Annotated in this window: 22 protein-coding genes and 1 tRNA gene; 4 read left to right on the forward strand and 19 right to left on the reverse strand. The window is 66.9% G+C overall.

Translation table 11 applies throughout. From position 1 onward, the window contains the following. Window positions 1-10 precede the first annotated feature (10 nt). Entirely contained in the window at window positions 11-910 is a 900-nt protein-coding gene (locus tag AC1RNQ_RS06415; RefSeq protein ID WP_493169813.1) for a hypothetical protein, read from the forward strand. Here the strand turns inward: AC1RNQ_RS06415 and AC1RNQ_RS06420 are convergent. From AC1RNQ_RS06420 to AC1RNQ_RS06460, 9 genes are all read right to left on the reverse strand, one after another. Beyond that, window positions 907-1,911: a PhoH family protein gene (locus AC1RNQ_RS06420; protein ID WP_493169815.1), complete on the reverse strand. Its 1,005-nt coding sequence runs from the start codon at window positions 1,909-1,911 to the stop codon at window positions 907-909. The two genes, AC1RNQ_RS06415 and AC1RNQ_RS06420, sit on opposite strands and share 4 nt — an antisense overlap. Then, window positions 1,911-3,248: a tRNA (N6-isopentenyl adenosine(37)-C2)-methylthiotransferase MiaB gene (gene miaB, locus AC1RNQ_RS06425; protein ID WP_493169816.1), complete on the reverse strand. Its 1,338-nt coding sequence runs from the start codon at window positions 3,246-3,248 to the stop codon at window positions 1,911-1,913. The genes AC1RNQ_RS06420 and miaB overlap by 1 nt, the downstream gene beginning before the upstream one ends. Window positions 3,249-3,255: 7 nt before the next feature. Continuing rightward, a complete protein-coding gene (locus AC1RNQ_RS06430; RefSeq protein ID WP_493169818.1) occupies window positions 3,256-4,050 on the reverse strand; it encodes a lysophospholipid acyltransferase family protein in 795 nt (264 codons plus the stop codon). Then, the gene (locus tag AC1RNQ_RS06435) at window positions 4,022-4,447 is read right to left on the reverse strand and encodes a Fur family transcriptional regulator (protein WP_493169820.1); all 426 of its coding nucleotides are present in this window, start codon (window positions 4,445-4,447) and stop codon (window positions 4,022-4,024) included. Before AC1RNQ_RS06435 ends, AC1RNQ_RS06430 begins: the two co-directional genes overlap by 29 nt. A 133-nt stretch (window positions 4,448-4,580) precedes the next feature. Beyond that, window positions 4,581-5,021 carry a Ros/MucR family transcriptional regulator gene (locus AC1RNQ_RS06440; protein WP_493169821.1) on the reverse strand — a complete coding sequence of 147 codons (441 nt, stop codon included), beginning with the start codon at window positions 5,019-5,021 and terminating at the stop codon, window positions 4,581-4,583. A 111-nt stretch (window positions 5,022-5,132) separates the two neighbouring features. Then, window positions 5,133-5,612 (reverse strand): GNAT family N-acetyltransferase, encoded by a 480-nt coding sequence (locus AC1RNQ_RS06445; protein WP_493169823.1) that lies wholly within the window; start codon window positions 5,610-5,612, stop codon window positions 5,133-5,135. After that, window positions 5,609-6,256, reverse strand: a complete 648-nt coding sequence (gene tsaB, locus AC1RNQ_RS06450) for a tRNA (adenosine(37)-N6)-threonylcarbamoyltransferase complex dimerization subunit type 1 TsaB (protein ID WP_493169825.1) — start codon at window positions 6,254-6,256, stop codon at window positions 5,609-5,611. The genes AC1RNQ_RS06445 and tsaB overlap by 4 nt, the downstream gene beginning before the upstream one ends. Then, on the reverse strand, window positions 6,231-6,824 hold the full coding sequence (locus tag AC1RNQ_RS06455) for a malonic semialdehyde reductase (RefSeq protein ID WP_493169827.1): 594 nt from the start codon (window positions 6,822-6,824) through the stop codon (window positions 6,231-6,233). The genes tsaB and AC1RNQ_RS06455 overlap by 26 nt, the downstream gene beginning before the upstream one ends. Before the next feature lie 35 nt (window positions 6,825-6,859). After that, a complete protein-coding gene (locus AC1RNQ_RS06460) occupies window positions 6,860-7,435 on the reverse strand; it encodes a NifU family protein (protein ID WP_493169829.1) in 576 nt (191 codons plus the stop codon). Window positions 7,436-7,498: 63 nt separating this feature from the next. Here AC1RNQ_RS06460 and AC1RNQ_RS06465 point away from each other — a divergent pair, with 63 nt between their 5' ends. Together AC1RNQ_RS06465 and AC1RNQ_RS06470 are read left to right on the forward strand one after the other, a co-directional pair. Continuing rightward, entirely contained in the window at window positions 7,499-8,371 is an 873-nt protein-coding gene (locus tag AC1RNQ_RS06465; protein WP_493169830.1) for a hypothetical protein, read from the forward strand. Window positions 8,372-8,389: 18 nt separating this feature from the next. Beyond that, window positions 8,390-8,465, forward strand: a tRNA-Thr gene (locus AC1RNQ_RS06470). Window positions 8,466-8,496: 31 nt separating this feature from the next. On the opposite strand, the gene AC1RNQ_RS06475 is transcribed toward AC1RNQ_RS06470, so the two are convergent. The 10 genes from AC1RNQ_RS06475 to AC1RNQ_RS06520 all read right to left on the reverse strand — a co-directional run bounded on the left by AC1RNQ_RS06475 (window position 8,497) and on the right by AC1RNQ_RS06520 (window position 22,069). After that, window positions 8,497-9,168 (reverse strand): hypothetical protein, encoded by a 672-nt coding sequence (locus tag AC1RNQ_RS06475; protein ID WP_493169831.1) that lies wholly within the window; start codon window positions 9,166-9,168, stop codon window positions 8,497-8,499. Between the two features lie 65 nt (window positions 9,169-9,233). Beyond that, window positions 9,234-10,253, reverse strand: a complete 1,020-nt coding sequence (locus AC1RNQ_RS06480) for a sugar kinase (RefSeq protein WP_493169833.1) — start codon at window positions 10,251-10,253, stop codon at window positions 9,234-9,236. Then, window positions 10,250-11,032: a 2-keto-4-pentenoate hydratase gene (locus AC1RNQ_RS06485; RefSeq protein ID WP_493169835.1), complete on the reverse strand. Its 783-nt coding sequence runs from the start codon at window positions 11,030-11,032 to the stop codon at window positions 10,250-10,252. The genes AC1RNQ_RS06480 and AC1RNQ_RS06485 overlap by 4 nt, the downstream gene beginning before the upstream one ends. Further along, complete coding sequence (locus tag AC1RNQ_RS06490; protein WP_493169837.1) at window positions 11,032-11,778, reverse strand: FadR/GntR family transcriptional regulator; 747 nt, start codon at window positions 11,776-11,778, stop codon at window positions 11,032-11,034. The genes AC1RNQ_RS06485 and AC1RNQ_RS06490 overlap by 1 nt, the downstream gene beginning before the upstream one ends. A gap of 83 nt (window positions 11,779-11,861) precedes the next feature. Continuing rightward, on the reverse strand, window positions 11,862-14,723 hold the full coding sequence (locus AC1RNQ_RS06495) for a TonB-dependent receptor (protein WP_493169839.1): 2,862 nt from the start codon (window positions 14,721-14,723) through the stop codon (window positions 11,862-11,864). Window positions 14,724-14,838: 115 nt separating this feature from the next. Continuing rightward, on the reverse strand, window positions 14,839-15,678 hold the full coding sequence (locus tag AC1RNQ_RS06500) for a rhamnogalacturonan acetylesterase (RefSeq protein ID WP_493169841.1): 840 nt from the start codon (window positions 15,676-15,678) through the stop codon (window positions 14,839-14,841). Next, entirely contained in the window at window positions 15,678-16,430 is a 753-nt protein-coding gene (locus AC1RNQ_RS06505; RefSeq protein ID WP_493169842.1) for an SDR family NAD(P)-dependent oxidoreductase, read from the reverse strand. The genes AC1RNQ_RS06500 and AC1RNQ_RS06505 overlap by 1 nt, the downstream gene beginning before the upstream one ends. A 13-nt stretch (window positions 16,431-16,443) precedes the next feature. Continuing rightward, entirely contained in the window at window positions 16,444-17,727 is a 1,284-nt protein-coding gene (locus tag AC1RNQ_RS06510) for an MFS transporter (protein WP_493169844.1), read from the reverse strand. After that, the gene (locus AC1RNQ_RS06515; RefSeq protein WP_493169846.1) at window positions 17,724-19,892 is read right to left on the reverse strand and encodes a heparinase II/III domain-containing protein; all 2,169 of its coding nucleotides are present in this window, start codon (window positions 19,890-19,892) and stop codon (window positions 17,724-17,726) included. The genes AC1RNQ_RS06510 and AC1RNQ_RS06515 overlap by 4 nt, the downstream gene beginning before the upstream one ends. Continuing rightward, window positions 19,889-22,069, reverse strand: a complete 2,181-nt coding sequence (locus AC1RNQ_RS06520; RefSeq protein WP_493169847.1) for a polysaccharide lyase 6 family protein — start codon at window positions 22,067-22,069, stop codon at window positions 19,889-19,891. Before AC1RNQ_RS06520 ends, AC1RNQ_RS06515 begins: the two co-directional genes overlap by 4 nt. A 177-nt stretch (window positions 22,070-22,246) precedes the next feature. Here AC1RNQ_RS06520 and AC1RNQ_RS06525 point away from each other — a divergent pair, with 177 nt between their 5' ends. Further along, a complete protein-coding gene (locus AC1RNQ_RS06525; RefSeq protein WP_493169848.1) occupies window positions 22,247-25,282 on the forward strand; it encodes a TonB-dependent receptor in 3,036 nt (1,011 codons plus the stop codon). Window positions 25,283-25,397 lie beyond the last annotated feature (115 nt).

Below are 25,397 nucleotides of genomic sequence, written 5' to 3' on the forward strand. Positions count from 1 at the left end.
GGAGGTTGCCATGCATCATCTGGCATTTGCGGGGCTGATCGGCCTGTTGGTCGCGGCGCCCGCCCAGGCGCGCGAGCCTGCGACCGCGGCGGATCTCGAGCGGATCGAAGCCGATGTCCCGCCGCAAGACTGGTACCCCGACGGCTATTATGACGCGCGCATCGCCGCCGAGGCCGAACTTGCCGAGGCGCCGGTCGCGAAGGGCGATCTCGCGCCGGACTGGGGTGACGGCCCCCAATATGACATTCTCGGCTGCGGCGGCTTCTTCATCATGCCCGACGAGGCCGACGAGGCGACGCGGCGTTTTGGCAACACCGCGCTCGAAATCGCGCGGATGCGCCGGGATCTCGTGACGATCGGCTATCCTGCAAACGTCTACGCCGCGCCACTCGCGGCCTACGAGCGCCATCTGGTCGAGCAGGCGCAGCGGCGCACGCCCGACCAGGTGTTGATGGCGCTCGGCATCGGCCCCGACGAAATCTATGACGCCTTGCCCGAAGCGGAAGAGGAAGCGGAGGTCGGCGAGCCGCCCGAAGCCGCGCTGGCGCGGGAAATCGAGGCGAATCGCGAGCGAACCGCCCCTCGCTTGCCCAAGGTCATCGCCGACGGTGGTTGCGGCGATGCTCCGCCGGCGCCGGTGATCGTGCGAACCGAACCGCCCGGCGGCGAGGTGCTGCTGATCAGCGCCTTCGCCTTCAAGGTCTGCACGCGCAAACTGTCCGACCCGTGGGATCGCTTCGCCTGCCGGTGGAAGGAGATCGAAACGGGCAAGCCCGCCGAAATCCGGGGCCGGAACGTCTATCAGATTCGCTGGCCCGACGGCGCCGCGCGGCGCGGCATCCGCGAGTTCGAGCTCAACTACGACGACGATACACCGACGACCGCGACGTTCCGCAAGATTGGAAGCTAAGCCCCCGGCCCCTCATAGGCATCGACGATGCGCCCGACGATCGGGTGGCGGACGACGTCGGCGCTGGTGAAATAGCTGACGTTGATGCCTTCGAGCCCTTCGAGCCGCGCCACCGCATCGGCGAGGCCCGAGGTTGCGGGGATCGGCAGGTCGACCTGCTTGGGGTCGCCGCAGACCACCATGCGGCTGTTCATGCCGAAGCGGGTCAGGAACATCTTCATCTGCGGGATCGTCGTATTCTGCGCCTCGTCGAGGATGATGAAGGCATCGGCGAGCGTGCGCCCGCGCATGAAGGCGAGCGGCGCGATCTCGATCTCGCCCGATGCGATGCGGCGCTCGACCTGCTCGGCGGGCAGGCAATCATGCAAGGCGTCGTAGAGCGGGCGCAGATAGGGATCGACCTTTTCCTTCATGTCGCCGGGCAGGAAGCCCAATTTCTCGCCGGCCTCGACCGCGGGGCGCGACAGGATCAGGCGCTGGACGCTGCCGGTGATCAGCTGCGCAACCGCCTGCGCGACCGCGAGATAGGTCTTGCCCGTGCCCGCGGGGCCGAGCGCGAAAATCACGTCGTCGCGCGCCAGCGCCTGCATATAGGGGACCTGCGACGGCGCGCGCGGGACAATCGTCTTCTTGCGCGTGCGGATCATGATCGGCGGCGCGGCGTTGGTGTCGTGGCGGATGATGCCGTCGAGCGTCGGCTGCGCGGACATCGCGATCACCCCGTCGACCGTGCCGGCGTCGACCTCCTGCCCCTGTTCGGCGCGATTGTAGAGGTCGACGAGCACGTCGCGCGCGCGCGCGGCGGCTTCGGCCTCGCCCTCGATCTGGACGCGGTTGCCGCGCGCCGAGATATAGACGCCGAGGCGGTTTTCGATCGCCACGAGGTTGCGGTCGAATTCGCCGAAGAGGATACCGAGAAGCTGTGTCCTTTCAAACTCGGCCGTCAATCGGACGCGATCGCCGGGTTCGGCGGGCGCTGCGGCGAGCGGGCGTTTGGACATCAAGCCTCCTGCAATTGGCGCACCATTGCGCCCAGACTGTTCGGACCAGCCGAGATTATCTCTACATCGACCATGTCGCCGATGGCCAGCCCCGGTGCGACGAGATGCACCGATTGCAGCCAGGGCGACTTGCCGATCAGCTGGCCGTCGTGCTTGCCCTTGCGTTCGAGCAGCAACCGCGTCGACCGGCCGACCGTGGCGGCGTTGAACGCGTGCTGCTGTTCGTTGAGCAGGGCCTGCAGCCGCTGGAGCCGGTCGTTCATGACCGCTTCGTCGATCTGCCCGTCCATCGTCGCGGCGGGCGTGCCGGGGCGGCGCGAATATTTGAAGCTGTACGCCATCGCATAATTGGTGGCGCGGACGATATCGAGCGTGGCTTCGAAATCCGCCTCGGTCTCGCCAGGGAAACCGACGATGAAGTCGCCCGAAATGGCGATGTCGGGGCGCGCCGCGCGGACGCGCTCGATGACGCGGAGGTAGCTGTCGACGCTGTGGCTGCGGTTCATCGCGGCGAGGATGCGGTCGCTGCCCGCCTGCACCGGCAGGTGGAGGAAGGGCATCAGCTTGTCGATCTCGCCATGCGCGGCGATCAGCCCGTCGGTCATGTCGTTCGGATGGCTCGTCGTGTAACGGATGCGCTCGAGCCCGTCCTCTTTCGCGAGTTCGCGGATCAGCCCGTCGAGGCCGATCGCCCGGCCCCTGTCGTCCTCGCCGTCCCACGCGTTGACGTTCTGCCCGAGCAGCGTGATTTCGCGCACCCCGCCCGCGACGAGCGCGCACGCCTCGGCGATCAGGTCGGCGAAGGGCCGGCTGATCTCGGCGCCGCGCGTATAGGGCACGACGCAATAGGTGCAGAATTTGTCGCAGCCCTCCTGCACGGTCAGGAAGGCGGTCGGGCGCTGGCCGCCGGCGCGCCCCGGCAGCGCGCCGAACTTGCTTTCGAGCGGCATGTCGAGGTCGATCGCCTTTTCGCCCTTCGCCGCCTTCGCGATCAGCTCGGGCAGGCGGTGATAGGCCTGCGGGCCGACGACGACGTCGACGCTGGGCGCGCGGCGCGCGATCTCGGCGCCCTCGGCCTGCGCGACGCAGCCCGCGACGGCGATCGTCGGCGTGCTGCCGTCCGCGCGCTTCAGCCGGCCGATGTCCGAATAGACCTTCTCGGCCGCCTTCTCGCGGATGTGGCAGGTGTTGAGCACGACCAGATCGGCATCGGCCCCGTCGGCGGCGGGCACATAGCCCTCGGCGCCCAGCATCTCGGCCATGCGCTCGCCGTCATAGACGTTCATCTGGCAGCCGAAGGATTTGACGTGGAAGGTTTTCGGAGAGTCGGATTTCATCGGCGCGCTATAGGCGATGCCGCAACGCGGCGGAAGGGCGCACGGTCGCCGCGATTTCGGCGGCGATCGCGGCGCGCGCAGCCTCGTTGATCGCCTTGCGGTCCTGCTCGACATGGTCGGGCAGCGGACCGAGATAATGGATGGTCAGCGGGATCGGTCGCTTGCGCGCGAGCAACCGTTTAAAATTGTCGAGCCCCGATTCGGGATCGAGCCACGCGATGTCGCTGGCCTGTGCGCCATAGTCGAGGAAGACCGGCTGGACGCGCAGGTTCGGCGGGGTCGGGACGATGGCCTGGAACAGCGAGGCGCGAAAGGGCAGCAGGCCGTCGCCGGGGCCGGTCGTGCCCTCGGGAAACAGCGTCACCGGGCGGCCGCGCGCGAGCGCCGCGCGCAAGCTATTTGCCTGACTGTGGATTTCGCGCTTCGCCTCGCGCTGGACATAGATCGTCTTGTTCTGGTCGGCGAGCCAGCCGACGAGCGGTGTGGTTTCGACCTCGGCCTTCGACACGAAGGCCGAGCGCGCGGCGCCGCCGAGCGCGAGGATGTCGAGCCAGCTGACATGGTTCGACACGAACAGGACGTCGCGGCGCAACCGCGTGCCGGTGGTGCGGATGCGCAGCCCGGCGATCCAGCCGACGGCATTGAGGAACGCCATGACCATCGGCGACGGGCGGCCGACGGCGCGGTAGCAAAGATGCGGAACGATCAGGAACAGCAGCGTCAGCACCATCAGGGCGAGACGCGCGACCGTGCGCCAGGTGATGCGGGCGGCGTCAGCCCTTGTCGCGAGCGAGGGAGACACCGTAAAGCTCCATGCGATGGTCGACGAGGCGGAAACCCAGTCGTTCGGCGATCACCTTCTGCAACGCCTCGAGTTCGGGGTCGACGAATTCGATCACCTTGCCCGTTTCGACGTCGATCAGATGGTCGTGATGCGCCTCGGGCGCGGCTTCGTAGCGCGAGCGGCCGTCGCCGAAATCATGGCGGTCGAGGATGCCCGCCTCTTCGAACAGGCGGACGGTCCGGTAGACGGTCGCGATCGAGATGCCGCTGTCGAGCTTGGACGCGCGCTCATAGAGTGTCTCGACATCGGGGTGATCTTCGGAATCCGAAATCACCCGCGCGATGATGCGGCGCTGCTCGGTGATGCGCAGCCCCTTTTCGTGGCACAGAGCTTCGAGGTCGATGGTACCGGACATGGAGGCCTTTCCTGCAATATGCAGCCGTGTCGTTCTTCTGCATTTATGTATAGGCACGGCCCGCGCATAGGACAAGGGCGGCGCCTTGCGGCACCGCCCTTACCTGCCCTGGCGGGCCAAGTTTCGAAAAGCGTCAGGCCGCTTTCTTGGCCTTGGGCTTGCGACCACCGCCGCGGCCCTTGGTGCCGAGGCCGATTTCCTTGGCCAGCGCGCGGCGCTTTTCGGCATAATTGGGGGCGACCATCGGATAGTCGGCGGGAAGGCCCCACTTCGCGCGATAGTCGTCGGGGGTCATGCCATAATGCGTCATCAAATGACGACGCAGCATCTTGAGCTTCTTGCCGTCTTCGAGACAGGTGATGAAGTCCGGCTTCACTGACGTACGGATCGAAACCGCCGGAACCGGCTTCTCTTCTTCGACCACCTGCGTGCCGAGGCCCGACAGGGCCGCGTGCACATTATTGATAAGCACCGAAAGATCCGAGATCGCGACGCTATTGTTGCTGACATGGGCGGCGACTATGTCCGCCGTAAGGGTAACCAGCATTTCGCTGGTATCGGCTTGCTCCGACATGGGACAGATTCCTTATTTGTTATACCCAGAAGTTGGATGACGAATATTGAGAGTCTTCTTCATCCGCACTTGCCCATGCCACTTTGGCGTCGCTTCCGCAAGATCGCTGCCCTAGTTATCTCGACTATGGAGGAAACGGCGCATCGTAATCGCGTCGCGGATCGTCCCGTCGGCGCCGCGGTAATAGTCCTTGCGCCGGCCGCATTCCGAAAAACCGCTGCGCCGATAGAGATGAACAGCGTCGTTGTCGGCGCGCATTTCGAGGAAATAGTCTTCGGCTCCTTCGGCAGCCGCCCAACCTTGCCAGTCGGCCATCAACCGTGCGCCGACGCCGCGGCCGCGCCATTCGGGATCGACCGCCAGAAGGAGCAATTCGCTTTCGGGGCCGGCGATCCGCGCCGCCGAAAAGCCGCACGGAATCTCGCCGTCCCACGCCAGGCAGATGCGCGCCGATGGCAGCGCGAACAGGGTAAGCAGCTGCGCCCGGCTCCACGCCTCGCCATAGGCGGGGTCGAAGGCGGCCTCCATCACCTGCATCACCGCCGCGAGGTCGGCGACGCGCGCGGTCGCGAGGCTGATCGTATCGCTCATGCCGGGGCCGCCATCGGCTTCGCGTCGGGCGCGCGGCCATAGACCGGGCTGGGGTCGGCGAAGATCGCGCCCGCCGGCAGGCGTGCGAAGGCGCGCGCGTCGGGCAGCATCGGCAGCGCGGCGCCGCTGCCGCGCCGCGCGACGAAGGCCTCGGCACGGTTGCCGACGATCAGCGCGTCATCGTATTCGATCGCGGCGTCCGGGAGGAGCGATCGCACGTCGGAGCGCGGTGACAAGTCGGCGGCGAAGGGTTGGACGAACCATTGGCCGTGGCCGCCTTCCATCACGATAAGCGCGCCGCCGGCGGCAGCGATGCCGTTCGCGGCCGCAGCGGCGACGAGCGCGAGCGTCGAAAAGCCCTGCGCGGGGACCTGCCAGCCGAGCGCCAGCGCGCGCGCCGCGGCGACGCCGATCCGCACCCCCGCGAAGCTGCCGGGGCCGCAGCCGACGAAGATCGCGTCGGCGCGGCCGCCCTCCGCCAGCTCGGCGATCAGCGGGACGAGCCGTTCGGCGTGGCCGCGCCCGATGACGTCGTGGCGGTGATCGATCAGGCGCGCGCCCTCGAACAGCGCGACCGAGCAGGCCTCGCTGGCGGAGTCGATGACGAGACTACGGGCCTCAGGCGATGCGGTTGAAGCGGTCAAAGCCGGGGCGCGGGCTGCGGTCGAAGATGGTCGCGGGATCGCCATAGCCGAGGGTCGAGATGAAATTGCTCCGCACCGTCGGCTGGTCAGCGAAGAAAGCGGCATCGACCGCGTCGTTGGCGAATCCCGACATCGGCCCGGTGTCGAGCCCGAGCGCGCGCGCGGCGAGAATGAAATAGGCGCCCTGGAGGCTCGAATTGCGGAACGCGGTCGCGTGCGCGAGCTCGGCATTGGTGTTGAACCAGGACTTCGCATCGGCGTGCGGGAAGAGTTCGGGGAGATTCTCGTAGAATTCGAGGTCCATGCCGATGATCGCGGTCACCGGCGCCTTGCGGATCTTGTCGCCATTGGCGGGCAGCGCGAGCGCGGCGAGCTTTTCCTTGGCTTCGTCCGAGGTGCACCAGATAATCCGCGCCGGCAGGCAGTTGGCGCTGGTCGGGCCATATTTCACCAGGTCCCAGATCGCGTGCAGCTGTTCCTCGCTCACCGGCTTGTCGACATAGCCGTTATAGGTGCGCGCGGTGCGGAACAGCTGGTCGAGGGCCTCGTTGGAAAGCGGCTCGCTCATCGGGTCATTCTCCTGAATGGAAAGGGTCCTGAGGGTCAGACGGCGTGGACCGCCGTCACTTCGGGAACATAATGTTTGAGCAGCGATTCGATGCCGTTCTTCAGCGTCGCGGTCGACGAGGGGCAGCCGGCGCAGGCACCCTGCATCTTCAGATACACATTGCCCTTGTCGAAGCCGCGATAGATGATGTCGCCGCCGTCGTTGGCGACCGCGGGGCGGACGCGCGTCTCGATCAGTTCCTTGATCTGCTCGATGATATCGGCGTCGGCTGGATCGTCGGCAAAACCCTCATCCTCGGCAGGAACCGAAAAGCCGGATGCGCTCGCGGGGTGGAACAGCGGCATGTCGGCGAGGAAATGGTCCATCACGATGCCGAGGATGTCGGGCTTCGCATCGGCCCATTCGGCGCCGGGCGCGATGGTCACCGACACGAAGTCGCGGCCGAAGAAGACCCCGGTGACGTCGCCGAGCGAAAAAAGCGCGGTCGCGAGCGGCGAGGCCTGCGCTTCCTCGGGGCTCGCGAAGTCGCGAGTGCCCGCTTCCATCACCACCCGGCCGGGCAGGAATTTGCGCGTCGCGGGATTGGGCGTCGATTCGGTTTCGATCAGCATGGGGCGCATGTGGGGCGCGATGGGGCTTTGTGCAAGCGGACAAAGATGCGCTAGGGGCGAAAAATGCGCCGTTTCTCCCACTTTGCCGCGATCGACTGGTCGGGCGCGCGCGGGCCGCGCCAGCGCGGGATCGCGCTGGCGGTGGCGAGCGGCGGCGCGGCGCCCGAGCTGGTGCGCCCCGGGCATATCTGGTCGCGCGCCGAGATATTGGCGTGGCTCGAAGATATGGCGGCATCGGGCGCCGACATGCTGATCGGCTTCGATTTTTCGGCGGCCTTCGCCTTTGCCGACCGCGGCGCCTATTTTCCGCAATGGGCGGAAAGCCCCGCCGACCTGCCCGCGCTGTGGATGCTGGTCGAGGCGCTGACGGCCACCGATCCATATTATGAAATCGGCGCTTTCCTGGCCCATACCGAGGCGCGGCGCCATTTCCGCCACGGCCGCGGCGATGTCGGCGACCGGTTCGAAGGCGGCGCCGGGCGGCTGCGCGTCGTCGAGCAGCACCAGCGCGCGACGAAGCAGGCCGCGAGCGTCAGCAATTTCAACCTCGTCGGCGCGGCGCAGGTCGGCAAGGCGAGCCTGTCGGGCATGCGCCTGCTCCACCGCCTCAGCGGCCGCCTGCCGCTCTGGCCGCTCGACCCGGTGCCCGCGCGAGGCCCGCTGCTCGTCGAAATCTACACCAGCCTCGCCGCACGCGCGGCGGGCATCGGCGGCGGGCGCAGCAAGATCCGCGACGGCGCGGCGCTCGACGCCGCGCTGGCGGTGCTCGGCTCGCCGCCCGCGCGCTTCGCCGGCCCGATCAGCGACCATGCCAGCGACGCGCTGCTCACCGCCGCATGGCTGCGCGCGATTGCGGCCGACCCCGCGCCCTGGTCCCCCGCGCCCCTCACAGAAGGTCTGGCCTGCACCGAAGGCTGGACCTTTGGCATCATTTGAAGCAAAGGGCCGAAGGGCGCCGGCTTAGCTCAGTTGGTAGAGCACCTGATTTGTAATCAGGGGGCCGCGGGTTCGAATCCTGCAGCCGGCACCAGCGCGCTCCCTGCGACCCGGACATGCGTGTATCAGAGCGCGCCTTCCCCCAGCATATAGTCCGCCACGCTATAGGAATGGCTGGCCTGATAGGCGTTCCGGCCGCGGTTCATATGGGTCAGGTTGAATCGCCGAATGGCACGCAGCGCGTGAGGGTCGGTCAGAAAATCGCGGATCGAAGCGCCGCCGCCTATCTTGACGATGAAGAGGTCCGAGCTGCCGGGACACACATAGTCCAGGTCCTCGGGAGCCCGCACGCTTCGCTCGAGCAGCATGGGGTCGATTGCCTCCGACATGGGCGACCCGTCGGCCGTGAAATCCGAGACGTGCAGGATGAAGCGGGCACGGAGATCGTCGCCGTCGGCGTAGAGGGTGAACAGCTCCATCCAGCTCGCGTTGACGCGGACCAATGGCTTGTCCGACGTAGAGGGCAGGCAGGAAACCGACCAGTAAAACCGCTCGGTCGCGCGCGGGATCGGAAGGCAGGTCCGGCCGTACAGCTCCAGAATCGCAAACAGCTCGGGCGCCTGTGGCCGGCGCAGCAGCTTCTGGGAGCGGGGCGCATATTTGATCCGCTGCTCGATCGAATCCTGCCGCTCTTCGGCGTCGGCCGGTTCCGCTCTTCCCTCGAGCCACGCTTCCTGCTGGTCGGGATCGAGGAACTGACGCAGTCCCTTGGCGCTCTGGCTGGATTTCCTGTTCATGCACCAAGAATGTGCGATACGCGCCCAATCATCAATGGCGTCGGCGATTTCCAGCCGATGCGAAGCTAGCGTGCGATATCCTGCGTTCCAGAGGAGGCGCATTCGACCGCCGCGCGCGAAAAGGGCGCGAAATCGCCGCGCAGGCCGTGTTTGAGTCCGGCGAGCGCGAGCCCTTGCCGCGCTGCATCGGCGAGGCGTTTGCCCGCCCACAATCCGTCGAGCACCCCGGCGGCGAAGGCGTCGCCGGTGCCGACCCGGTCGATCACCGGCGCGATCAGGGTGGGAGCGCTCGACCCGCCTTCGCTTCGCGTATCGATGCGCGCGGTGATCCGGTGCGCATCGGGACCGACGATCTCGCGCGCGGTCGACGCGACATGGACCAGCGAAGGAAAGGCGTCGAGCAGCGCGAGCGCGGCCTCGCGCCGCCGATCCTCGCCCTCGCCCGAAAAGTCGCGCCCGAGGAGCAGCGCCGCGTCGCGGTGATTGCCGAAGAGCAGGGTCGCCTGCGCGACGATGGGTTTCAATATCGCCGCCGGGTCGCGCTGCCAGCGCTCCCAGAGGCGGCCGCGCCAGTTGCCGTCGAACGATACGCCGATCCCGGCGGCGCGGGCGCGGGTCGCGGCTTCGAGCGCGGCCGCCGCGCCACCCGGTCCGAGCGCGGGGGTGACGCCCGACAGGTGCAGCCAGCCGACGCCGTCCAGCAGCGCATCCCAGTCCCAGCGCTCGGGCCGCGTCTCCGCGAAGGCCGAGCCCGCGCGGTCGTAAACGACCTCGGCGGGGCGCATCGCACCGCCAGGGAGGTGATAATAGAGCCCCATACGGCCCGCGGGGCGCAGCACGGGCGCGATATCGACGCCGTTGCGGCGGAGCGCGCCGAGGACGCCGTCGCCGATGGGCCCCTCGGGGACCGCGCTGATCATAGCAGTGCGGCGCCCGAGCGCGGCGAGCGCGACCGCGACATTCGCCTCTGCGCCGCCGACATGGGCGTCGAAACGCGCCGATTGCAGCGGGAGCTCGCCGTGCGGAACCGAGACGCGCAGGACGATCTCGCCGAAACAGGCGATGGTGCCATCGGGTGCGCTCATGGCTGGAATCCGGTCTCCGGGACCGCGGTGCAGGCGATCGGCGCGGCGGTGCCGAAGCGCGCTTCGGCACGCTGCCCGATGGCGATCGGATGCACCCCGGTGATCGCACCGGCCGAAATCCATTGGCCGGGCTGCAGTTCGATGATGCCGCACCGGTGGAGGCCGACGAGGAAATTCAGCGATCCCCATGGCCCGTCGAGGACGTCGATCGCACGCCCCGTCCCGACAAGCCCGCCGTCGATCCGCGTTTCGACCGCCAGCGTCGCGAAGTCGGCGATGTCCAGCCGCGGGCCGAGCAGCAGGCCATTGTTGATCCCGATGTCGGCGACGATAGCGTAAGGCGCATGGTCGTGGACGTCGGGCGCGGGCGAGCTGGCGACCTCGAACCCAGCGCGGATCTCGTCGATCCATACGGCGCCGTCGTCGCGGCCGGCCACCTCGCCGCCCGGCACCGCGCGAAGGCACAGCATGACCTCAGCTTCGATCGCGCCCGCGCCGCCATCGAAGACCAGCGCCTCGCCCGGCGTGCTTCCGCCCAGTTCGGCGATGCGCAGCACCGGTCCGGCCACGCGCTCGGCGCCGAGCGTCCCGACCAGCGCCGGCGGGATGCGCCCGACCTTCCAGCCGAGCACCGGGGCGCCGAGCGCGGTGGTCAGGCGCCGCTGGATCGCATAGGCCTCGGCCAGCGTCGCGGGAACCGGCGCGGGAAAGGCGGAAAGTGCCTGCCCCGAAAGGCGCGCCGCCAAGAGCGCCGCAACGGGATCCGGCGCGCGCGGCATCAGGCGAGTTTGGCGGTCAGCAAATAGCGCTGGCGGCTCTCGGCCGACTGGCGGCGCAGTTCGACGATCGCGCGCTCCTCGGTCTCGTCGAGCATCGACTCGATCAACCGGTTGAAGTGGCGCCGCATCGCGAGCCGGGCGCCCGCGGCATCGCGCTTGCGCAGCGCCGCGACGACATCGGCATGTTCGGCCTGGCGCGCCGCGCCGTCCTTGCGGCAGACGAGCGAGTGGCTGCTGCGCACCTCGGGCAATTCCATGCGCATCCGCCACAGGCTCTCGATCACATGGATGATCGCCTTGTTGCTCGACGCCGCGGCGATCGTCATGTGGAACTCGCGGTCGATCGCGCTGACCTCTTCCTCGCTCTTGCCGTCGTCGGCCATCAGGGCGAGCAATTCGTCGAGTTTTTCGAGCGTTTCGGACGAGATGGTCGGCGCGGCGAGCGCCGCGGCCTCGGCCTCGAACAGCGAGCGCGCCTCGGTGAGTTCGAAGGCGCTGACCTTGGGCAGCACCGCATTGTCGCCGGGCAGCACCGCCTCGACATAGGCGCCCGCGCCGGTGCGGATATGGATCCACCCCGTCGCCTGCAGCGCGATCTCGGCCTCGCGGATCGTCACGCGGCTCACCTCGAAGCGCTCGGACAGCTCGCGCTCGCCGGGCAGCCGCGTCCCCGGCGGGAAGGTCCCGTCGAGAATCAGGCGCCGGATCGTGTCGGCGACATCTTCGAAAAGGCGGCGTTCGGCCATGGTCAGTCATCTCCCCGCATAGACATCATCATGTCCATACAATCCGGTATGACAAGTTTGAAGCCCATGACCGAAATCGTTTTCTAGATCCGCGCGCGGATGCCGATGAAATATTTGGCGCCATAATGATGATATTGGCGGCTGCTGCCATAGACCGGCATGTAGGTCGCCTTGGGCTCGTTGAAGATGTTGAGCGCCTCGAAGCGCAGCGACACGCCCTTCATCAGGTCGAGCGAGGCGCGGAAATCGACGGTCTCGCTGGGGCCGACGTAACGCAGCTGGCTGTTGCCGCCGACGAAGTCCTGGAAATATTTGGCGCGATAATTGTAGATCGCCTGCAGCGATACGGGGCCGAGTTCGTAATAGGCCTGCGCCGACAGCACATGTTTCGAATAGCCCGACAGGTTCGCCGGCGGGATGATGCCCGGGCTGACGGTGTCGGTCTCGGGATCATATTGGTCGCCGAGGCGGATGTCCTGCGTCTCGAAATTGGAGTCGGCATAGTTATAGCTGACCTTCGCGCCCAGCCCGTCGAGCGGCTTGGGCAGGAAGGAGAAGCGCGTCGCGGCGGTCAGTTCGAGGCCGTAGATGCGCGACTTGTCGGGGCTGTTGCGCGTCTGCGTCACCGGGATCGCGACGGTCTGGCCGTCGATGGCGAAATCCTCGTCGAACACCACCGGCTGGAAGCCGCCGGTGAACTGCTTATAATAGACGGTCGCCGAGAGGAGGCTGTCCTTGTTCGGATACCATTCGAAGGCGAGGTCGGCGTTCCACGACATCAGCGGTTTGAGCCGCGGGCTGCCGTTGGCGGTGATGTTGCGGATCGCATCCTCGACCGAGGTGAAGCTGGAGCCATCCTCGAGCAGGATCGTCCGCCCCGCGCCGAGCGCGCTGGGGTTCGGGCGCGACATCGCGCGATAACCCGCGGCGCGGACCAGCGTGTTCGGCGCAACCTCGAAGATCGCGTTGATGCTGGGCAGGATGCGCGTGTTGCTGCTCTTGATCGTCACCGTGTCGAAATCGCCCGAGGTGACGAGGCGAATCGTGCCGTCGGGATTGTTCACGATGCTGAGGTCGCTGCGCAGCCCGTCCGACGTGACGCGCGTGTTGACGACGCGCACGCCGACATTGCCGCGCACCGGCATGCTGCCGAGGTCGCCGCCATATTCGGCCATGACATAGCCCGCGAGCGTGCGTTCGGTGACGTCGCGGTTGGCGACCGAGCGCGTATCGGCAAGATTGCCGGGATCCTCGGCGCCCATATATTCGCGGAACAGGCAATCTACGTCGAAGGTGGCCCAGCTGTGGATGCTGTTACCCTCGGCCGCCGACAGATAGTCGGTCTGCGGAAAGGCGGTGCGGCATAGGTTGTTGATGCGGCGATCCTCGGCGATCGGCGGGTTCAGATTGAAGTCGCCGTTGCGCACGTCGTAGTCGCGATAGGTCAGCTGCGACCAGCGCGCGCCCGCCGACAGCGTCTTGAGGAAGCCGTCCATCTCGTAAGCGGCGTCGAACCGGCCGGCGTAGATCTCGTTGCGGCGCTTGCTCTCGTCGCGGCGGAAACGCGCGTCATCCCAGAAGAGATCGTGGTTGCCCAAGTCGAAGCGCGGGTCGATCGTGATCGTCGGCACGAAGCTGCCCGGGGTGATCGAATAGGTATAGGGAATGCGCATGTTGTTGAAGACGGTGCGCACACCGTTGACGTCCATCGGGTCGGTGCGCAGGCGGACATTGCGCTCGATCTCGGTGCGGATCGTGCGCGAATAGCTGCCGTCGAGGGTGAGCGTCAGCCGGTCGGTCGGCTGCCATTCGACCGACAGGCCACCACCCAGATATTGCTCGGCGCGCGACAGTTCGGAGCCGTTCGATTCGATCGCCGACAGGCCGTTCAGGCTCTGGACGATGCCATCCTCGTCGAAGACGACGTTGGTCAGGCCAAAGCGGCCTTCGGACAGGTTGAGGTCGCGGCGGCTCTCGACATAGGTGCGCTTCGAATATTGGACGTCGAGGTTGATATCGATCGTGTCCGAGGGCTGCCACTGGATCGCGCCGAAGATCGCGTCGCGCTTGTCGGTCTCGCTGATCTGGCGGAAGGTATAGGCGTTGGGGACGAGGTAGAAGGGCAGATCCTGCCCATATTCGGCGCGGGTAAATTCGTTGCAATTGTTGTTCGCGACGACGGGCGCGGCCTGGCACGCGGTCCATGTCGTCGACGCGGCGAAGGTTTCTTCGGGATTGTTCGTGTCGTTACGCTGGACGCCGATCGCGACGCCGATCGTGTCGTTCGCGAACTGGTCGACATAGCTCAAGGTCCCGCGCCAGCCGACCCCGCCCGTCCCGCCGGTGATGCGGTCGCCATAGGGGTTGTATTGCGCTTTCAATTCGCCCTGCAGGCGCGTCTTGCCGAAGTCGAGCGGGCGCAAGGTTCCGATCTCGATCGTCCCCGCAACGCCGCCCTCGACAAGGCTCGCCTGCTGCGTCTTGTAGATCTTGATGCTGTTGACCAGTTCGGAGGGGAACTGGTTGAAGTTGACCGAGCGGTCGCCGCTGCCGTTGGTCGCGTCGCGGCCGTTGAAGGTCGCGTTCGACAGGAAGGGGCCAAGCCCGCGCAGCGCGATTTCGGACGCATCGCCCTTTTCACGGTGGGTGGTCGCACCGGTGATCGTCTGGATCGCCTGCCCAACCGAGATCGCGGGGATGTCGCCGATATCGTCCGACGACAGCGCGTCAACGATCGCGGTTTCCTCGCGCTTGGTGTTGATCGAATTCTGGATCGTCTCGCGGATGCCGGTGACGACGATCGCATCCTCCTCCTGAATCTCGTCCTGCAGCGCGGGAGTTTCCTGCGCCGTCGCGGGCGTGGCGGCGATCAGCAGCGTCGGACCGGCACCGGCCAGCAACGCGGCGCGCAGGCTGCGCGCGCGGATCGGATTGCGAGAAGTCACGTCGTCTCTCCCTGAAAATCGATTCTGTTCTGGCCGATGCTGTCGAGGATGGCGGCCAATTTGTCAACAATAGTGTATGGCAAATTGGTTAGTCCATATTGCCATACAGGTTTCGTCAGCGCACGAGCTGGCTCCGGAGGCCGGGAACCGCGCGCGCCAGCGCCTGCGTTACCAACTTGGCGGTCACCTCCGCCCCGACATCGCCGAGGTGGGTATAGTCAAACTTGCGCGTCACCTGCCCGCGCGCGCCGTCGCCGGCGATCGGCGCGGGTTCGGGGGGTGCCGGGCGCGCGGTCAGCGTCGTGCCGGCCTTGGCCGCAGCGAGTTCCTCGTCGGTCGGCGGCTCCTGCGCCAGCTTGGTCGCCATCTCGGCGCCCATCTCCTGCGCCTGCGCGGCGCTGAGCGCGTTGAGGTCGACGAGCGGAACGTCCATCGCCTTGGCGACGCTACGCACCTGGTCGGACCAGCTGGCGAGCGTGTTCTTGAGCTTGCCGTCCTTGAACTCGCGGCGCGTCAGCGGCGTGACGAGCACGGGCGTCGCGCCCGCGGCCTTCACCTCCTCGACGAAGCGGCGGAGGTTCGCGGGGAATTCGGTCGTCTCGTCGGTCCAGCGCTCGGAGCGCGACGACTGGTCGTTGTGCGCGAACTGGATCAGCACCCAGGTGCCGCGATAGCCGGGCACCTTCGCCTCGGCGAGCGCGATGTCCCAGCCGCCCTCCTGGCGGTAGCTGCGCGTGCTGCGCCCGCCGCGCCCGGCGTTGAGGCACGCGACCGACGATTTGATATGATGCGCGCAGAACGCCCCGCCCCAGCCGCTGTGTGGCGCCATCGTCGAATCGCCCACCAGGATAATCTTGTACGGCTCGAGCGGCGGCGCATCGCTGCGCTCGCGGGTCTGCGCCTGCGCCCCGGTGGCGAGCAGCGCCGCCGCACCGACCGTTGCGAGCAGCCGCATCACGAGAAGCCCAGCCCACCGTTGATGTCGAGGCACACGCCCGCGAGGAAGCTTGCCGCGGGCGAGGCGAGATAGACGATCGTGTCGGCGACCTCGTCGGGATGACCCTCGCGGCGCAGCGGCGTGTTGCCCGCGGTCGCGGCGCGCCCTTCGGGCTTCGAGAAGATATCGTGGAAGCTCGTCCCGATCAGCCCGGGGCACACCGCGTTGACGCGAATGCCCTGCGGCCCCAGTTCCTTCGCCATCGCGCGCGTGTAGGTCATCAGCGCGCCCTTCGCGGTCGCATAGACCGACGCGCCGGGGCCGCCGCCGTCGCGCCCCGCGAGCGACGATATGTTCACCACCGCCGAACCTTCGCCGAGGAAGGGCAACGACGCCTGGAGCACGAGGAAGGCCGATTTGAGGTTCAGCGTCATGACATGGTCGAAGAAGGTCTCGTCCATCTCGCTCAAAGTCTTGCGCGCGACCATGCCGCCCGCGAGGTTGACGAGGATGTCGAGCCGGCCACTGAATGCGACGCCGACCTCTTCGAGCATCGCCCTGACCGCGCCGCTGTCGGTGACGTCGGCCTGGATCAGGAAGGCGTCGCCGCCCGCGTCCTTGATCGCCTTCAACGTATCCTCGGCGGCTTCGCGCCCGCTGTTGTAGTTGATCGCGACGCGGACGCCGGCGCGCGCGAGCGCGATCGAGACCGATCGCCCGATGTCGCGGCCGCCGCCGGTGACGAGCGCGGTTTTCCCCTGGAGATTCATTGGATGCAGTTCCTTATTCTTGATTGTTGGCGGGTTTGACGGTGACCGGTGCGACGCGGCCGCCGACCAGCCAGAAGCACAGGAAAGAGATGGGCACGACCGCCGCGCTGAGCGCAAAGATCGGTGCGTAGCTCGTCTTGGTGAGCACGGGGACGAGCCAGGTGGTGATCAGCGTGCCGGCGACCGCGGCGGTGCCACTGATCCCCGCTAGGCTGCCGACCGCGCCGCCGCCGAAATAGTCGCTGGGCAGCGTCTGGATATTGCCGATCGCCATCTGGAACCCGAAGAGGATAAACGCGATCAGCAGCACCGCGGTGAGCGGATCGCTCGCACCGATCGTCAGCAGCAGCGCGGGCAGCATGATTGCGCAGCCGATCGCTATGGTCGTCATCCGCGCCTTATGGACTCCGCCGCCCTTGCCGATGATCCGCCCCGCGAACCAGCCGCCGAACAGGCTGCCGAGCATCGCGCCGACGAAGGGTACCCAGGCAAAAAGCCCGATCTGCTTGACGTCGAAGCCGAAGGTTTCGGCGAGGTAGATGGGCAGCCACGAGACGAAGAGCCACCACACGGGGTCGAGAAAGAAGCGCGACAGGATCACGCCCCAGCTCTGGCGGTAGCGGAGCAGCTCACCGAGCGGCACGCGGCGATCGTCGTCGCGGCCCGCCTCGGTGCGGCCGGTCAGAATATACTCGCGCTCTTCCTCGCTCAGGCCGGGATGTTTTTCGGGATCAGCCTTGTAGAACCAGAGCCAGGGCACCAGCCAGACGAAGCCGAGTACACCGATCAGCAGGAAAGTGCCGTGCCAGCCGAACTGGACGAACAGCAGCGCGATCAGCGGTGCCGAAATGATCCCGCCGAGCGATGCCCCCGCGTTGAAGATACCCTGCGCCAGCGCGCGTTCGCGCGAGGGGAACCACAGCGCATTCGCCTTGGCGGCGCCGGGCCAGTTGCCCGCCTCGCTGATCCCGAGCGTCGCGCGCAGCACCATCAGCAGCGGCATCGAGCGCACCAGCGCGTGCGCCGCGATCGACAGCGACCAGATGACGATCGAGATGGTGAAGCCCATCCTTGTGCCGATCGCGTCGAAGATGCGCCCGAAAAGCGACTGGCCGAAGGCGTAGAAGATCATGAAGATCGTCACCAGCAGCGCATAATCTTCCTTCGAGGCGCCGATTTCCTTCGACACCTCGGGCCACATCACCGCGAGCGCGTTGCGGTCGATATAGTTGATCACGGTCGCGAGCGCGATCAGTCCGATCACGCACCAGCGGAAGCGGCCCTTGATATTGCTCATTTCTTCGCTCCGGTCTTGGCGAGGTCGATGCGGCCGACGGGGCCGGTCCAGGCGAGGGTCTGGCCGTCGATGCTGACGCTGTGCTTGGCATCGGCGGCGACATCGTCGGCGACCGCGAGCGCGATGCGGCGCCCGTCGACGAGGCTGATCAGCACCAGGTCGGCGCGCCCTTCGCGGCGATGCTCGAGCCCCGCGACGCGCGCGCTGCTCGCGACGACGGTCTCGGCCGACGCGTCATAGGCGCCATGCGGTTCGAGCAGGCTGACGAAGGTCGCATCGCCCGCGCCGTCGAGGCGCTGGATGACCACCGGCTCGCGGCGGAGGTTGAACCCGGGATCGTTCGCGCCGCTCTCGGCGACGATGAAGCGCGCGCCCGCGGGGGGCAGCATATGATAGGAGTAGAAGCGGCTGCCCTGCATCCACGTCAGCCGCGCCTTGCCCGCCTTGCTCCCCTCGCCGTCGACCCACAGATGCTGGTAGCCATTGGCCTTGCCCAGCACCGGCCGCTCGGCGAGCTTGCGGTCGAATAGGATGTCGCTGTCGATGATATGCCCCGAAAAATGCAGCGGCAGGTCATAACGATGCCTGCCGCTGCCAGTCGGGTGGAGGATATCGAGCACCAGCGGATTGGCGAGACCGTCGACCTCGACCAGCAGCAAGGCGCGGCGGAACGCGACATCCTTATACGCGCTGTCGATTTCGCCGATCGCATAGCGCGTCGGCCCGTCGAGCGACGCCGCGAGCTGGCGCGTGCCGGCCTTCTCGCCGGCCTTCCAGTCGCCACCGAAATGGCTTTGCTCGTCGACGACCAGCGTGTTGTGCGCGATCGTCGCGCTCGCCCAGCTGTCGTTCTCGGGCAGGTAACGCCCACCCTGCTTCGCTTCGACGTTGAGGAAGCGCGCGGCGCCATAGTCGGTCACCACTGCGCCGGTCTCGTCATAATAGAGCCAGCCGAGCCGGTCGAAATGGCCGTGGCCCATGCCCTGCACGGTGTTCTTGGCGACGAGCAACGGGCCCGAGGGATCAGCCCTGGTGCGCAGCAGGACAAGCGCGCCCTGCTGGCCGTCGGGCCCGTCGGAGAGCCGCCGCGAGCCGAACGGCCAGGGCTTGGCCTTCCCCGCCGCGAGGTCCGCCGCCATCGCCTGCCCCGCAGGGGTCAGCACGGTGCGCCCCTGCCAGTCGGCGATCGACAGGAAGGCCGGATCTTTCGTGGCGCCATAGGCGATCGCGACGGCGTGATAGAGTTCCTCGGTGCGCAGGCTCTTGTCGGGCATCGCGTCGTTGATCGGCAGGAAAAAGCCGTCGTGCGTGACGTCGATCGCGGTGCGGATCGCCTTCAGCACGATGCCGCCCCGATACTCGAAAATCCGGCGGTCGGGGTCGTTCGCCGCGATGGCGGCTGCGAAGACGACGAAGGGCTGCAGCGCATAGCGCTGATAATAAGGCCCTTCGGCATAATAGCCGTCGGGCGAGAAGAGCAGGTCGAGCTGGCGCAGGAAGCCCGCCTTGCCGCTCTTGTCGAGTCCGAGCAGCGCCTTGTCGACGAGGTCGCGGTCGCCGAGCAGATAGCCCGACAGCCCGACGCCCGCCGCGGCCCAGGTCGCGTGATTGTGGATGCGGTCGATCACCTCGGGCGAGCCGTCCGACAGGAAATGCGCCATCGGGCGGATCACCTTGTCGTCGATGCGCTGGCGGTCGGCCACGGACAGCGACGCGCGGATCTCGGCATAGCCCTGCACCGCGTTGACGAGGAAGACGCTGTCGTTGAGGCTCTGCCAGAAGAGGCGCCCCGCACTCTGGTTGGCCTTGGCCGGATGCGGCCCGAGCCCCGGATAGAGGTCGGCATAAGCGGACAGCATGTCGCGGACATGGTCGCGGTAGCGCGCCTCGCCGGTCAGGCGGAACAGCTGGCCGCCCTCGAAAATGACGCGATAATTGCGCTTGTGCTGCTCGTGGGTGAAGCCGCCGCCGGGATCCTTGGGCACGGGCACGTTGATGCCCGCCTTGATCGACGCCTCGACGTCGCGCCGCGCGCGCTCGACCTCGCCCGCGAAGAGCGGCGCATAGGCCTGCGCCGACGCGGCGGGCGGCGTCTGCGCCTGCGCCTGCGCCGCGGCCGGGGACAGCGTCGCCGCGGCGAGCAGGAGTGCGAGCGTGCGGGTCACGGACGTGCCTCGACATTATTTTCGATCAGCCCGCGCGGCGGGCCTTTCCAGACGAGTTCCTCGATGCGCGGCGCAGGGGTCGCGGCGAAGGCGTTCGACGCAATGCGCGTCTCGGGCGCGCCGACCGAGTGGATCACGACGATGCCGTCCGACTTGGCGAAATTGTTCCGCACGATATCGGCGTGCTGCGCCCCCGAGATACGCAGCGACGCACCGTCCGATCCGCTGTCTGCGACACTCGATCCGGTCATCGAAAACCACGGGCCGAAGGTGCTTTCGTCGCTGCCCTTGCGCAGCAGGTCGGCGACCATCGCGACGCGCGCGAAGTTGCTGTTCGCGATCGTCAGCCGCTCCATCGGATACCAGCCCTTGGGCTCCTGCTCGCCGGTCGCCGCGACGACGACCCCCATCTCGGCGAAGTCGCTGTTGGTGATAACGACATCGTCGGCGAAGGTGCCGGGCGCCATGACGATGCCGTCGAGGCGGCCTTTGCCGGGCCCCGTCACCGACACGCCGTCGAGCGTCAGGCTGTAATTGGGGGCGACGCCGGGACCGACCGCGATCAGCGCGCCCTCGCCCGCCGCGGCGCGCGCATCGATTTCCAGATTTTCGAGCCGCAGTCCGCCGCCGCCCTCGATCCGCGCGAGCCCCGACGCGACGCGCAGCACGGGCTTGGCGTCCTTCGCGCCGGCGATGGTCAGCCGGTGACGCAGCGCAAGCGGCGCCGCGACCTCATAGGTGCCCGCCGCGAGCGCGAGCGTATCGCCCGCACTGGTCGCAGCCACCGCCTCGGCGAGCGAGGCGCCGGCGGCGAGCGGGTGCGTGGTGCCGGTCCCGAAGGCCGCTTCGGGCGCATCGCCGCGATACCAACTCGCGCCGACCTCGGCGCGTGTCACGGGCTTGAGATCGCGCGGCGCGCCGACCGCGGCCAGCGCCGGGTCGGTCGGGTAGAGCAAGCCGTTGGCGGCGCGTTCGAGCGCCACCTCGCGCTGCTCCACCCCCGCACCGAGCAGCGGCTTCGCGACCTTCGCCTCGACATTGCCCGCAAGCGCGATGCCGGTGATCTCGCCCTCGGCGCGGAACGGGTCTTCGCCCTTCGTCCCAACGATCAGATTGCGTTCGAACCGGCTGTCGATGGGCGCCGCCGAGCGTTCGGCATCGGCGCCGGCGGCGAGCGTGATGCGCGCACTGTCGATGATGCTGTTGCCCTCGATCCGCGCGTTCGCGACCTGGTGATAGCGGTTGATCACCGAGTTCGGCACGCCGTTCATCACGCTGATCGCGCTCTTGAACGAGGTGCCCGCAAGTCCCTCGAAATAATTGCCGCGCACCACCTGGTCGCGGTTGATCACGCGCACCCCGCCGGTGTCGGCGACGCCCTTGCCGAGAAAGATGTTGCGCTCGACGAAATTGCCGTTGCCGTGGCGGAGCACGAAGGCGCCCCGCGCTTCGAGCACCAGATTTTCGCGCAGGATATTACCGCCCGACTTGACCGAGACGATCTCGACCTCACCGCTCGTCTGGTCGAAGATGTTGCGCTCGACGATACTGTTCGACGCCGACAGCGATTCCTCGCTGGTGCCGATGCGGATCGTCTCGCCGCCATTCGAGCCGAGCGGCGGGCGCGGGCCGAAATAATTGTGATCGATGCGGTGGCGGTTATCGAGCGGGTCGCCCGCGCGGCGGATCACCGCGAGCGTGACGCCCGTATTGGTCTTGCCCTCGAAATGCGAATGGTCGACGCGGTTGCCGGTGCCGTAGAGCGCGACCCAGATATCCTCGGCGCGGCGGTCGGGCTTGCTGAAACCGTCGATCACGACCTCGGTGACGCGCGTATCGCTCGCGAGCGTCTTCGAATCGCGGCGGAAGGCGATCACCTCGCCGGTCGGGCTCGACCCGCTCTTGAAAACAAGGCCCGAAACGAGCAGGTGGCGGCCGCCGAGGCGCAGGTTCGACTGGCCGGTGAGCAGCACCTTGCCCCTGGTCTGCGCGGTCAGCGCGATCGGCTTTTCTGCAGTGCCGGTCCCGATAAAGATGATCTGGAAATCGCGCCATTCGCCGTCGGCGAGGATGATATTGTCGCCCGGCTGCGCCTTTTTGACCGCGGCTTGATATTGCGCCTGGTCGGCGACGAGCAGGTCGCGCGCGAGCGCCGGATGCGCCGCCGAGACCAGCAAGACTGCCGTTAGAACCGCCCTTATCTGCACTGTGCCTCACCCATTTTCTGATTCTCGCTCACTGGTCTATACAAGAGGTAGGACAATATCAACCGGACTTTGGTATGAATCATGGGTTGACATATTGGCCTGACAGGAGGAGCCTCGCTCCAAACAAGACCAGGGAGGGAGAGGGACATGATTCGGGCCAGCCTCGTGCGCGTTTCGCGCGGCAAGATGAATTTTGCGGCGGCGCTGCTGGGAACGACCGCACTGCTAGGCGTCCCCGCCTTCGCGCAGGACAGCGCCGCACAGGACAACACCGCGACCGACGCGGCGGGCGATGACACGATCGTCGTATCCGGCATCCGCAGCTCCCTTGCCACCGCGCTGGGCGAGAAACGCACCTCGGACAATATCGTCGAGGTCATCCAGGCCGAGGATATCGGCAAGCTGCCCGACCAGAACCTCGCCGAAGTTCTCGAAAATGTCACCGGGGTCCAGATCACCCGCCAAGCCGGGGTCGGTAACGCCGTCCAGATCCGCGGCACCGACGCCAACCGCACCGAAATCAATGGCGTTTCGACCGTGGGGTCGGGCGCCGGCCGTTCGGGCATCAGCTTCGAGGATCTGCCCGCCGCGCTGATCGCCTCGGTCGAGGTCACCAAGGTTCCGACCGCGCAGACGATCGAAGGATCGGTCGGCGGCACGATCAATTTGCGCACGATCCGCCCGCTCGACCTCAGGGACCCGCTGATCGCGGCGCGCGTGCAGATGGAGAATAGCGACCTTTCCAAATCGACGCTGCCGCGCGTGTCGGCGACGCTGGGCAACCGGTGGGACACCGGCATCGGCGAGATCGGCATCGTGGTGAGCGGCAGCTATGCGCGGCAGGACGTCGCCTCGTTCAAGCCGCGCGTCGACCGCGACGCGCTCGTCCTGCCGGGCTCGGGGCCGAGTGCCGAGGCCTTTCCCTTCCTGCGCATCCAGTTCCTGCAGCAGGGGCTCGAGAATTACGAATATGAGACCTACAACGGCACCGCCGCGCTCGAGTGGAAGCCGGGCGACGACCTCAAATTCTATTTCGACGCGACGCTGAACAACCAGCAGCGCGGCCAGCAGAGCCACCGCGTCCAGATTTCGGGCACCGCGACGCCCTCGGTCGTCGATGCGATGAACAACACCGATTTCGAAACCGTCGACTTCGGCACGCTCGACGGCCCCAATGGCCCGATCGACCTCGGCACCGTGCAGGCGGCACTGGCGGGCACCATCGGCATCGGCGGCTCGACCGGCACGGTGATCGACCCGAACCTCAGGACATCGAGCGACACCGGCGCGCGCGTGACCAAGAGCCGCGTGTTCGACCTCGGCACCGAGTGGCAGGTGACCGACAAGCTGAGCTTGCGCGCCGAGCTGTCGCTGTCGACCTCCAAATCCGATTTCCCCAATTTCTCGACCACGCTCGACTTTATCAACCCCAACGGGCCGCAGCCGGTGATCGGGCGCAGCATCGACAATGGCGTGCCGATCGAATTCGACCTGCGCGGCGGCACGCTGCAATTCGGCATCGACCAGGCGAGCTCGTTCGCGCCGACGACCGCGCAATTGCTCGACCCCGCCAATTACCAGCTGCAGCAGGTGACACAGGGCGCCAATTCGACGGATAACGAGGAGCGCGCGGCGCGGCTCGACTTCACTTACGACACCACCGACCTCAACCCCTTCGTGACCTCGGTCGACTTCGGCTGGCGCTGGAACCGGACCTCGGCCGAGAATAGCGAGTTTTCGAACAATGTTAGCCTGACCAACACCACCACCGCGTGGAACCGGCCGTCGGGCGACCTTTTCTCCGACATATTGATCCCCGGTCCGAGCAACTTCAACGCCGCCGACGGGCGCGAGCTTTATTTCCCCGACTTCCTGCTGATCGACGGCGGCCTCGCCTTCCGCGATCCCGCGAGCGTCCTCGCAGCGCTCAACGAAGCGATCGCGGCGAGCAATGCGGCGCGGACGCAAGGCCCGGCGGTCGCCTCGCTCGCGACGCCGACCGAATCCTTCGCGGGCTTCTTCAGCATCAAGGAAGTGACCAACGCCGCCTATTTCCAGGCGAATATGGAGGGCGACATCGCGGGCATGCCGGTGCGCGGCAACGCCGGTTTCCGCTGGCTGCACACCAAACTCTCGTCGATCGGGAACAATATCGCCAATGGCGCGGTCACCGGGCAGACGGTCGCGAACAGCGACTACAGCTTCCTGCTGCCGCGCTTCAGCCTGGTGCTCGAACCCGCCGACAAATTGCTGGTCCGCGCGGGGATCGCACGCGACATAAGGCGGCCGAATTTCGACACGCTGTCGACCTCCTTCTCCTTCGGCACCGGCGCGAACACGCCGGTCGCGGTGGGCAACCCCGACCTCGTCCCCGAAGCGGTGTGGTCGTTCGACCTCTCGGGCGAATATTATTTCGCGCCATCGAGCCTGATCAGCATAGGCTTCTTCCACAAGAGCCGCACGAACCTGTTCGCACAGCGGCAGGAGGACCCGGCGCCCAACCTCGACGCGAACGGCAATCTCAACATCTCGATCGACCCCGCCTGCCCCGGCGGCGGCATCTATAACCCGATCGCGAACCGCAACATCAACAACCCGATCCAGGGCGTCGGCATCTGCGTGCCGCGCAGCTCGACCTTCAACGTCCCGGGCAGCACCACGCAGACGGGCATCGAAGTCGCCTTCCAGCACGACCTGTCGGCGTGGGAAGACACGCTGGGCTTTGCCTCGGGCTTCGGCGTCATCGGCAATTTCACCTATCAGAAGACCGGTGGGTCGGCGCGCGAATATCGTGCCGCAGACGGCCCGCGGACGGTGTTCACACAGCTTGGTTTTCCGGGTTCGCGCGACCTGATCACGCTGACCAACCTGTCGAAATATGCCTACAACGCGACCTTGTTCTACGACAAATACGGGCTGAACGCGCGGCTGCGCTACACATGGCGGTCAAGCTATGTGTCGAACGATCCCTTCTTCTTCGGCCTGCCGCTGATCAACGGCGCGCGCGGACAGCTCAACGCCAGCATCAATTACGACATCACCGACAACATCAATGTCGGGGTCGAGGGCATCAACCTGCTGCGCGGCGACCAGAACCAATATTGCGTGAACAACAAGGCGCTGCTGTGCTTCCAAGGGCTCACCGACCGGCGGATCACCGCCGGATTGAGCGTCAAATTCTAGAAACTGCCTTGCTCAGGTCCGGGTCGTAATAGCCCTCCCCCTCGAGGGGGAGGGTTGGATGGGGGTGCTCCGACGCCAGCGCGGACGCGCGGCCTGACGGCCTCGCTCCCCCACC

It is taken from the genome of Sphingopyxis sp. GW821-FHT12F08 (assembly GCF_058806755.1).

Excerpts from the sequence above, each read along its gene's own strand:
- AC1RNQ_RS06415 (WP_493169813.1), top strand. The coding sequence starts at position 11 with ATGCATCATCTGGCATTTGCGGGGCTGATCGGCCTGTTGGTCGCGGCG.
- AC1RNQ_RS06420 (WP_493169815.1), bottom strand. The coding sequence starts at position 1,911 with ATGTCCAAACGCCCGCTCGCCGCAGCGCCCGCCGAACCCGGCGATCGC.
- miaB (WP_493169816.1), bottom strand. The coding sequence starts at position 3,248 with ATGAAATCCGACTCTCCGAAAACCTTCCACGTCAAATCCTTCGGCTGC.
- AC1RNQ_RS06435 (WP_493169820.1), bottom strand. The coding sequence starts at position 4,447 with ATGTCCGGTACCATCGACCTCGAAGCTCTGTGCCACGAAAAGGGGCTG.
- AC1RNQ_RS06440 (WP_493169821.1), bottom strand. The coding sequence starts at position 5,021 with ATGTCGGAGCAAGCCGATACCAGCGAAATGCTGGTTACCCTTACGGCG.
- AC1RNQ_RS06445 (WP_493169823.1), bottom strand. The coding sequence starts at position 5,612 with ATGAGCGATACGATCAGCCTCGCGACCGCGCGCGTCGCCGACCTCGCG.
- AC1RNQ_RS06455 (WP_493169827.1), bottom strand. The coding sequence starts at position 6,824 with ATGAGCGAGCCGCTTTCCAACGAGGCCCTCGACCAGCTGTTCCGCACC.
- AC1RNQ_RS06460 (WP_493169829.1), bottom strand. The coding sequence starts at position 7,435 with ATGCTGATCGAAACCGAATCGACGCCCAATCCCGCGACGCGCAAATTC.
- AC1RNQ_RS06465 (WP_493169830.1), top strand. The coding sequence starts at position 7,499 with ATGCGCCGTTTCTCCCACTTTGCCGCGATCGACTGGTCGGGCGCGCGC.
- AC1RNQ_RS06475 (WP_493169831.1), bottom strand. The coding sequence starts at position 9,168 with ATGAACAGGAAATCCAGCCAGAGCGCCAAGGGACTGCGTCAGTTCCTC.
- AC1RNQ_RS06480 (WP_493169833.1), bottom strand. The coding sequence starts at position 10,253 with ATGAGCGCACCCGATGGCACCATCGCCTGTTTCGGCGAGATCGTCCTG.
- AC1RNQ_RS06485 (WP_493169835.1), bottom strand. The coding sequence starts at position 11,032 with ATGCCGCGCGCGCCGGATCCCGTTGCGGCGCTCTTGGCGGCGCGCCTT.
- AC1RNQ_RS06490 (WP_493169837.1), bottom strand. The coding sequence starts at position 11,778 with ATGGCCGAACGCCGCCTTTTCGAAGATGTCGCCGACACGATCCGGCGC.
- AC1RNQ_RS06500 (WP_493169841.1), bottom strand. The coding sequence starts at position 15,678 with ATGCGGCTGCTCGCAACGGTCGGTGCGGCGGCGCTGCTCGCCACCGGG.
- AC1RNQ_RS06505 (WP_493169842.1), bottom strand. The coding sequence starts at position 16,430 with ATGAATCTCCAGGGGAAAACCGCGCTCGTCACCGGCGGCGGCCGCGAC.
- AC1RNQ_RS06510 (WP_493169844.1), bottom strand. The coding sequence starts at position 17,727 with ATGAGCAATATCAAGGGCCGCTTCCGCTGGTGCGTGATCGGACTGATC.
- AC1RNQ_RS06525 (WP_493169848.1), top strand. The coding sequence starts at position 22,247 with ATGATTCGGGCCAGCCTCGTGCGCGTTTCGCGCGGCAAGATGAATTTT.